The organism is Micromonospora sp. DT47 (genome assembly GCF_049844475.1).
GTDB lineage: Bacteria > Actinomycetota > Actinomycetes > Mycobacteriales > Micromonosporaceae > Micromonospora.
Genome location: NZ_JBNCLC010000005.1, coordinates 315,656 through 324,566, shown reverse-complemented (window position 1 = coordinate 324,566; position 8,911 = coordinate 315,656). Strand labels below are relative to the sequence as shown.

The 8,911-nt window shown below is 70.9% G+C and carries 6 protein-coding genes and 2 tRNA genes; 2 read left to right on the top strand and 6 right to left on the bottom strand.

Annotated elements, in window-relative coordinates; all coding sequences use genetic code 11:
- Nucleotides 1-11: 11 nt before the first annotated feature.
- From ACLQ2U_RS11010 to ACLQ2U_RS10995, 4 genes are all read right to left on the bottom strand, one after another.
- A complete protein-coding gene (locus ACLQ2U_RS11010) occupies nt 12-1,196 on the bottom strand; it encodes a restriction endonuclease subunit S (RefSeq protein ID WP_425750476.1) in 1,185 nt (394 codons plus the stop codon).
- Nucleotides 1,193-2,731, bottom strand: coding sequence for a type I restriction-modification system subunit M (locus ACLQ2U_RS11005; RefSeq protein ID WP_425750475.1), 1,539 nt, complete (start codon nt 2,729-2,731; stop codon nt 1,193-1,195). The genes ACLQ2U_RS11010 and ACLQ2U_RS11005 overlap by 4 nt, the downstream gene beginning before the upstream one ends.
- A gap of 385 nt (nt 2,732-3,116) precedes the next feature.
- Nucleotides 3,117-3,189 (bottom strand) — tRNA-Arg (locus ACLQ2U_RS11000).
- Nucleotides 3,190-3,223: 34 nt separating this feature from the next.
- Nucleotides 3,224-3,314, bottom strand: a tRNA-Ser gene (locus ACLQ2U_RS10995).
- 788 nt (nt 3,315-4,102) lie between these two features.
- Between ACLQ2U_RS10995 and ACLQ2U_RS10990 the strand changes: the two genes are divergently transcribed.
- Entirely contained in the window at nt 4,103-5,140 is a 1,038-nt protein-coding gene (locus ACLQ2U_RS10990; RefSeq protein ID WP_425750474.1) for a hypothetical protein, read from the top strand.
- Here ACLQ2U_RS10990 and ACLQ2U_RS10985 read toward each other — a convergent pair.
- Nucleotides 5,127-5,900: a CPBP family intramembrane glutamic endopeptidase gene (locus ACLQ2U_RS10985; protein ID WP_425750473.1), complete on the bottom strand. Its 774-nt coding sequence runs from the start codon at nt 5,898-5,900 to the stop codon at nt 5,127-5,129. The two genes, ACLQ2U_RS10990 and ACLQ2U_RS10985, sit on opposite strands and share 14 nt — an antisense overlap.
- Before the next feature lie 143 nt (nt 5,901-6,043).
- Between ACLQ2U_RS10985 and ACLQ2U_RS10980 the strand changes: the two genes are divergently transcribed.
- Nucleotides 6,044-7,162, top strand: coding sequence for a globin domain-containing protein (locus tag ACLQ2U_RS10980; RefSeq protein ID WP_425750472.1), 1,119 nt, complete (start codon nt 6,044-6,046; stop codon nt 7,160-7,162).
- Nucleotides 7,163-7,258: 96 nt separating this feature from the next.
- Here ACLQ2U_RS10980 and ACLQ2U_RS10975 read toward each other — a convergent pair whose 3' ends face one another.
- Entirely contained in the window at nt 7,259-8,755 is a 1,497-nt protein-coding gene (locus ACLQ2U_RS10975; RefSeq protein WP_425750471.1) for a peptide deformylase, read from the bottom strand.
- Between the last annotated feature and the right edge of the window lie 156 nt (nt 8,756-8,911).

Sequence of the window (8,911 nt, the reverse complement as noted above, 5' to 3'; positions counted from 1 at the left end):
ATCTTCCCACGTCAGAGCAACCCCCGGAAGGCCCGGTCCTGCACCGACGCAAACAGCCCGTCCAGCTCTGCGAGGCTTCCTCGATGCGCCGCCTTCAGCACTTCGACGTTCGCAACTCGACGAGCGAACGTGTGTTGCAGATCGAGCGGTGGCGTAGCGATAGGCGTGGAACGAACGTCCGCGACGCTGATCGTGTTGAGTCCCGAAGTGGTCTTACCTGCCCTGAGCAAGTGTCGGCGGCCGCCTGGCGAGTTCACGTAGTACGAGGCGAAAACGGGCACGATGCTTGCGGGATTGAACCTCGCCCGAATCAGGTGGTTTTGATGAACGCACGGGCTGACGGAGCCATCCCACAGGGCTGCCCGCCCGATTTCCTCAGGATTCCCGTGACCTTCGACGATGAGCAGATCTTGGTCCCTGAGGGAAGTGCGGGAAACTTCAGCTTCTGAGGCCCGCAGCGTTTTGATTTCGGTTAGGTCAAGCCGGCCACGGTGGACATTCGCAACACGTAGATATGGCACCTCGATAGGGTGCCTCGATCGCGAGCCGCTCAGTTGAAGGCCACCTTGCACGTCTGCCACGTCTTCAATCCGCGCCATCGGCCACGCGCGAGGGTTCCTCACTGGATGGCCGAACATGTCGAGGAAGATGGACTGCGTGAGGTCGTCGAGGCGGGCGAGGGCTTCGCGTCGCTTGGCGCGTAGCTCGTCCGCCCGATCCAGCGCCTCCACAACCTTCTGCTGCTCCGCCTGCGAGGGTACTGGGATCGGCAACGACTTCAGGATTGTTGAGTTGATGTTTACCTGGGCGGCGCCCCTAGCCTTGCGTTCTAGAGTGCTGACAACGCTATCGAGATAGCGCCGGAGGTAAAGCGGCGAGAGTACCTCCGGGTCGCGTGGTGTGATTCCCGCGATAGCCTGATTGGTTGTGGCGTCGACCCCAAGGACGGCCGTTCGGCCGATCGTGGCGAAAATTGAGATCAGGACTGTTCCTGCCGGCAGCAGCTTCGCCGTACTGTTCTTCAGCGCCAGCTCTGTTATCGACTCTTCCGTCGACACGACTCGGCCTTGCAGCATGTCGCTGATCTTGACCCACGGGATATCGCCAGAGAAGTAGCCCGGATTCGAACGAGAAGGGGTGCCGCCAGCCGTGATAGTGCAGAGGTCGCCCAGTTGAGCGAATCGCCAATCCTTCACCGCAGCATCGCCTTCAGGTCGGACATGCGCTGCTGGATCTCGGATTCGAGGCGTTCGAGGTCGGACAGGATGTCCAGCGGCGAGCGGTGCTCGATCTCCTCGTGGACGGCCTCCTTGTAACGGTTGAGGCTGAGGTCGTAGCCCTGCTCGACGATGTCGGCCTTGGGTACGCAGAAGCTCTGCTCGGTCCGTGTCCGCTGCAACTCGTCGCCGTCACGCCGATACCACCGCGCCAAGGCATCCGGAAGGTTGTTCTTCGCGTGCTCGTCCTCGACCAACGCCACGTCCGGCACCGGCCCGAGCTTCTCGGCCGGCAGGAGCGGCGTCCGCTTGTCGTCGAGGCTCCAGCCGTCGGCGGTCACCTCGTAGAACCAGACGTTGTCGGTGCCGCCGCTGTTCGTCTTGGTAAACAGCAGGATCGCCGTCGAGACGCCGGAGTAGGGCTTGAAGGTGCCACTCGGTAGCTTGACCACACCGTCGAGCTTCTGGTCCTCGACGAGCATGCGGCGCAGTTCCTTGTGCGCCTTGCTGGATCCGAAGAGCACGCCCTCGGGCACGATGACCGCCGCCCGGCCGCCGGGCTTGAGCAGCCGGAGGAAGAGCGCGAGGAAGAGCAGCTCGGTCTTCTTGGTCTTGACGATCCGCTGGAGGTCCTTGGACGTGCTCTCGTAGTCGAGGCTGCCAGCGAACGGCGGGTTGGCCAGGATCAGCGAGTACTTCTCCGACTCATTGCTGACGTTCTCGGCGAGCGAGTCGCGGTAGCGGATGTCCGGGTTCTCCACGCCGTGCAGCAGCATGTTCATGCTGCCGATCCGCAGCATCGTGCTGTCGAAGTCGAAGCCGTGGAACATGCTCTCGTGGAAGTGCCTCCGCTGCACGGCATCGAACAGCGCGTTTGAATGCGTGCGACGAACGTACTCGCCGGCTTCGACGAGGAAGCCCGCGGTGCCGCAGGCTGGATCGCAGATCTCGTCGGTCGGTGTCGGCGCCATCATCTCGACCATCAGCTGGATGATGTGGCGTGACGTGCGGAACTGTCCGTTGTGCCCGGCCGTGGCGATCTTGCTGAGCATGTACTCGTAGAGGTCGCCCTTGGTGTCCCGGTCCTCCATCGGGATGTGGTCGAGCATGTCGACCACGCGGGCGAGCAGCGCCGGGTTGGGGATGGTGAACCGGGCGTCCTTCATGTGGTGCGAGTACGTCGACCCATCGCCGCCGAGCGTCCGCAGGAACGGGAAGACCCGCTGGCCGACGATCTCGAACATGTCGGCTGGCGCCGCGCTCTTGAAGTGCGACCAGCGCAGGTCGTCGTACTTGCGTCCTTGGTCGTCGCAGCCCTCCGGGAAGATTCGGCGCTCCATCGGCTTGCCCAGCCGGTTCGCCTTGTTCTCCTCAAGGGTGTGGAGGTCGTCCAACCGCTTGATGAAGAGCAGGTAGGTGATCTGCTCGATCACCTCCAGCGGGTTCGAGATGCCACCCGACCAGAAGGCATCCCAGACGCGGTCGATCTTGCTCTTCAATTCACCGGTGATCACGTAGCTTCGGTCCCCACCCCGTCGTACTGCCAAGTCGACCTAGGTTAGTCCGGCATCCCCGCCACACGGGATCGGGCATTGGGGCGAAGACTCCGCATGCCGGAGCAGCAGCGAGGCGATTCGCCCGGCGGCGAGGGTGGGGTACGGCAAGTTGGAGCAGCGACCCCCCGAGCATCTGACTCGTCGGCAGGCGCGCCACCGGTGTCCAACCACTCCCACGAACTGCACGCCGCCAGTGTCCGACCACCCCCACGCTGTAGGAACGGTCCACTTGGCGACTCTCCGTCACGAGCAACTGGCGCCAGCGGCGTCCGTGCCCCCCGGGGGGCACGCAAAAATGCCCCTCCATCAATGGATGGAGGGGCATTTTCCCTGCTCAACGTTGTGCGCCCGAAGGGACTCGAACCCCTAACCTTCTGATCCGTAGTCAGATGCTCTATCCATTGAGCTACGGGCGCAGGTGCTCAGCCAGTCTACACAACCAACTTTGCGCGGAGACTCCGGGATTCGAACCCGGGAGGGGCTTTAAGACCCCAACCGCATTAGCAGTGCGGCGCCATAGACCAGACTAGGCGAAGTCTCCCTGGTGACCCTACCCTGCGGACCACCGCGGACGAGGATACAGGTCCGGCCCCACCGGGAGCAAAGCGACTACCGACAGCGAAGAGAACCGGTCTCCGGCCCCTCGTGTTTCCACCGTGTGCGAGGTCACGTTCGCGACTACGCTCCATCGACATGCAGGAGCAGCCGCCGAGCGATCCGCCCCGCCGCGCGCCGCGCGAGCAGGCGCGCGGCCGCTCCCCGAAGGCCACCTTCACCCCGCCGCCAACCCCGGCGGAGGCGTCACCACCAGCCGACGTGGCCGCGGCCACGAGGAGGGCACGCCCCGCGACGGCAGCCCCCGCAGTGCTGTTCCGGCCACCCACCGCTGACGACGTGCTGCCTCGGCAGTCCGGGGCCGACCGCCCGGCAAGCCGCTCTTCGGCCCCCGTCGCGTCCGGGCCGGATCGGCCCGGCGCCGGCGCGCCGGACCGGGGCAGGGCCGACGCCAGCGCCGCTGAAACCAACGCCGCCACCGCTGAGACCAGCGCCGCCACCGCCGCATCCGAGGAGACCAGCGCCACGGGAGCGGCCGGGCCCGGGACCAAGCGGAGTACGCCGCGGGCGCGGCGAGCACGGGCGACGGAGGGTGAGACGGCCAGCGAGACCGCGCCGCCGGCCGGAACGGCGACTGCGACCGCGCGGCGCGACACCGCCGCTGACACCAGTCCGCCGGGCAGGCCGACGCCGGCCGCCTCGGGTGATCCGTCGCAGAGCTCGGTGGCGGGGCCCGTTCCGGCCACGGCAGGCGCTGCCGAGCCGACCGGTCCGGTGAGTTCGGGCGACCCGGCGACGGCCGCGACCGGGCAACCGGTGGAGGACATCGGCCCGGCCACACCGGCCACGCGGACGAGCACGGCGGCGAAGAAGGCCGCCCCGGCCGGGGAGACCAGCCGGAGCGCGGGCGCGAAGAAGGCCGCGACACCGAAGAAGGCGACGCCCCCGAAGAAGGCCACGCCGAGGAAGGCCGTCGCCCGCACCGAGGAAACGGCCACCAGGCCGAACGCCGTCGACGAGGCGGCCGCTCCGCCGAGCAGCGTCGCGGAAACGGCCGGCCTGCCGGTCGGCACCGCACCGAGCCGCGTCCAGCCGGTCGTCCCTTCCGACCGCCCGGCGGAGCCGCTGACCGCCCAGGCCGCCCCGACCACCAGGGCGCCGGAGTCGGGGCGTACCCGGGAACTGGGCCTGGTGGAGCTCCGGACCCGGCTGCTGGCCCACCCGGGCTTCGCGCCGGAGCTGCTCGCCCTGGCCGCCGTCGAGGGGGTCGGGCCGCAGGCCCGCGACTGGGCGCGGCGGCTGCGGGAGGCGTACCCGGATGCGGCTCCCGACGGCCTGGCCCGGCTCGCCACCCGGCGGTTCGTCCGGGCGGCCGGGGCCGGTGGCGCGGCCGCGGCGGTGGCCGGGCTCTTCGCGCCGGTGGCCGAGCTGGCGGCGGTGCTCTGGACCCAGGCCGCGCTGGTGCTGCACCTGGCGGCGGCGTACGGCCGGGACCCGCTGCACCCGGACCGGGCGGTGGAGCTGCTGGTGCTGACCCAGGTGCACCCGGACGCGGCGAGCGCCCGGACCGCCCTCGACGCGGCCCGGGCGGCGGACGGTCCGGGGGACCGGCCGTGGCCACGCGCGGCGGAGGCGGCCTGGCGGCTCGCGGTGCCGCTGGCCGTGCAGGCCGGTGGCTGGGCCGCGCTGCGGCTGGCGTCCCGGCTGCTGCCGGGGGCGGCGGTGCTCGCCACGGCGGCCGGGGACGCGGCCGCCGCCGAACGGCTCGCCGCCCGCGCGGTGGCCGCCTACCGCCCGATCAGAGCCAGCTGAACCACGCCTTCGGCAGCAGCGAGTAGCCGACGAAGGCGAACACGTCGAGCAGGGTGTGCGCCACGATCAGCGGCATCACCCGCTTCGTACGCAGGTAGAAGAGGCTGAACACGACACCCATCACGGCGTTGCCGAGGAACGCGCCGAAGCCCTGGTAGAGGTGGTAGGAGCCGCGCAGCAGCGCGCTCGCCGCGATCACCGCGCCGAACCGCCACTGGAGCTGGCGCAGCCGGGTCACCAGGTAGCCGACCACGATCACCTCCTCCAGCACGGCGTTCTGCACGGCGGCGAGGATCAGCACCGGCACCGCCCACCAGAGGTCGGGCAGTCCGGCGGGCACCAGCGTGGCGTTGACGCCCAACTGCGCGGCGGCCCAGAACAGCGCCAGGCCGGGCAGGCCGATCAGCGCCGCGAGGCCGGCGCCGCGGGCCAGGTCGGACCCGGGCCGGCGCAGGTCCACCCCGAGCGTCCGCGCCGGGTCGCCCGGGTCCCGCGCCAGCAGGTGTACGGCGAGCAGGACCGGCAGCAGCGCGAAGAAGATCCCGAGCAGCTGGCGCGTCAGGTCCAGCCACGGCCGGGCCGACTGGGAGGTGTTCAGCGCGGCGGTCTGCGCGGAGAGCGGCCCGGCGGCGCTCAGCGCGGCGATGATCGACACCAGCGCGTAGACGGCCGACTTGCCGAGCGACAGGCCGAGGACCAGCAGGGTCTCGGTGCCGAGGACCCGGCGGGACACCGGGCGGGTGAGCTCCTCAACGGTCACCGCACCACTCTGCCCGACGGAGGGGGCCGGCGGCACCGGCCGGGCGGGCCAGGTGAGGAAGTCGCACATTCTGTGCGACCGGTGCGCACGTTCCGTGGACATTCTAGACGGGCCCGATCCGCCATCTGGAGAAGGAGCGCCCCGTGGACAGCTTCGCGCGGCTGCTGAAGGAGAGCTGGACCCTGGTCGAGGAGGACCGGGACCGGCTGAGCGCTCACTTCTACGCCCGGCTCTTCCTCCTCGACCCGGGCCTGCGGCAGCTCTTCCCGGTGCAGATGACCGGTCAGGGCAACCGGATCCTGGACGCGATCGTCACCGCCACCCAGGTCGTCGACGACCCGGAGAGCTTCGAGGAGTACCTGCGCTCGCTGGGCCGGGACCACCGCAAGTACCACGTCGACGCGGCGCACTACGCGACGATGGGCGTGGCGCTGCTGGACGCGCTGCGCAGCACCGCCGGGGACGGCTGGAACCTGGAGTACGACCAGGCCTGGCGGGACGCGTACGCGGCGATCACCGAGAAGATGCTGGCCGGGGCGGAGGCGGACGAGAACCCGCCGTACTGGCACGCCGAGGTGCTCACCCACGAGCGGCACGGCCCGGACATCGCCGTGCTGACCGTGCGCGCCCTCCAGCACCCGCTGCCCTGGAAGGCCGGGCAGTACGTCAGCGTGGAGGTTCCCCGGCACCACCCACGGGTGTGGCGGACGTACTCGGTGGCGAACGCCCCGAACGACGACAACGTGCTGGAGTTCCACGTCCGTACGCCGGTCGGGGCGGGCTGGGTCTCCGGTGCGCTGGTCCGCCGGACGATGCCGGGCAACCTGCTCCGGGTGGCCGCCCCGATGGGCTCGATGACGCTGGACCACGATTCGACCCGGGACATCCTCTGCGTCGCCGGCGGGGTCGGCCTGGCGCCGATAAAGGCGCTGGTGGAGGACCTGACGACCTGGAACCGGACCCGCTGGGTGCACGTCTTCTACGGCGCCCGGCACCCCGACGACCTGTACGGCCTGGCCGGCCTGGAGGAGCTGGTCGCCGCGCACCCGTGGCTGTCGGTGACCCCGGCGTGCAGCGACGACCCGGACTTCGGCGGTGAGCAGGGGGACATCTCCGAGGTGGTCACCCGGTACGGCCCGTGGACGACGCACGACTGCTACGTCTCCGGCTCCGCGCCGATGGTCCGGGCCACCCTGCGGGCGCTCGCCGAGGACAAGGTCCCGCCGCAGAACATCCGGTACGACACCTTCGGCAACCTGTAGAGCATTCCTCCCCCCGAACCGGGTCGCGTGCCCCTCCCCACTGGGGCACGCGACCCGGTCCCCTTCCCCGGGAACGGGAGCGCCCCGGGCGCACCCTCATGGGGCCGGGTACTCCTCGACCGGCACCAGCGGCACGCCGGGCGCCATCCGGTCGGTCCAGAGCCGCCCCTCCAGGTGGTCGACCTCGTGCGCCACCAGCCGGGCCATCCCGTACGCGAACGAGGTGATGATCCGGCTGCCGTCCCAGCGGGCGTGTTCCACGTCGATCCGCAGCGGCCGGGGCACCAGGCCCCGGTGGTCGGCGAAGGAGAGGCAGCCCTCGTACTGCTCGTCGGTGTCGAGGCTGGCCTCGACCACCCGGGGGTTGAGCAGGACGACCGGCGGCGCGGCGCGCTCGGCGGGGCGGATCACGGCCGCGGCGGCGTCGATGCCGAGCTGGGGCGCGGCGAGACCCAGACCGGCGTGGAACGGGTGCAGCTCGTCGGCCCGGGCCAGCAGGTCGATCAGCCGGTCGACCACCTCCCGCGCGGCGGGCTCGTTCCGGGGCAGGTCGAACGGGCGCGCGGGTCGCCGGAGCGCCTCGGCGTCGCGGGGCAGCACGCCGAGGGCGCGCAGCCGGTCGGCGGGCCGCCCGGCGACCGCCGGGCGGACCGGCTCGGCCGGCTCCCGGCGGAACCGCCACTGGAGGCGGTAACGGGTGTTGAGCGGCGGGTCGTCGGTCGCCCAGTCGAAGATCGCGCGGTCGCCGCGGTCGTGCCGGCGTACCGGGGTGCGCAGTGGGCCCTCGTCGGCGGAGAGCGAGGTCTCCATCCCCCACACCCGGGGGTCGAGCGCCGCCGGCAGGTCCAGCCGCACCGCCAGGTGCCGGGTCGGCAGGCGTACGGCCCGCTGGAACCAGGGCCCCCACTTCTCCGGGCCGACCCGGTACGCGTACTCGACCTCGACCCGCTCGCCGGGGTGCAGCGGGAAGGGGCCGTCGGCGTTCTCGAAGAGCAGCCAGACCTCCTTGTACGCGTCCCGGTCGTGCCGGACCCGCCAGAGCATCGGTTCCCGGCTGTCGCCGTCGTCGCGGAACGCCCGGAACTGCAGCTCGGCGAAGGTGAGCGGGTGTTCCCGGTGGTGCCGGTTGGACCGGCCGGGGTCGTCGGGCCAACGGTCGACGGCGACCCGGACCAGGTAGCGGGTGACCGGGTCGGTGCCGGCGTTCCAGAGCTGCCGGCGCACCACGCAGCGGTAGGCGTCGTCGACCCGGGTCAGGGTGGCGACCTCGCGCTCGACCAGCAGGCCGGTGCCCGGGGGCAACCACTGCCCGGGTGCCGGGTCGCGGGGTGCCGGGGCGGCGGGGCCCTGGCGCAGCTGGTCGTACTCCCGGAAGCGCCGCCAGATCGCGCCGCTGGCGTCGAGGGCTGCCTCGGCGCGGCGGGCGAAGTCTTCGGTGGGTCGGTGTCGGCGCCCCTCGACGTGGCTGACGTACGACGGGTCGAAGCCCATGAGCGTGGCGAGCTGCTTCTTGGAGAGTCCTCGCCCCATCCGGTGCCGGGCGAGCTCCGCGGCGAAGGACTCGGCGGCCCGCTCCAAGGGGGAGGTCGTCATCAGCTTCCTCACGGCCGGGACGACAAGTCTTCACGGTCGTCCGGCCCGGTCGCAGTGAACTGGCACTTTGCCGACACCTGGCTTGACAACGCCGCCCCGGCCCGCCGCGTTTCCGGCCCGGACCGGCGGGTAGTACGCGGGGCCGGGTCGGTCCGC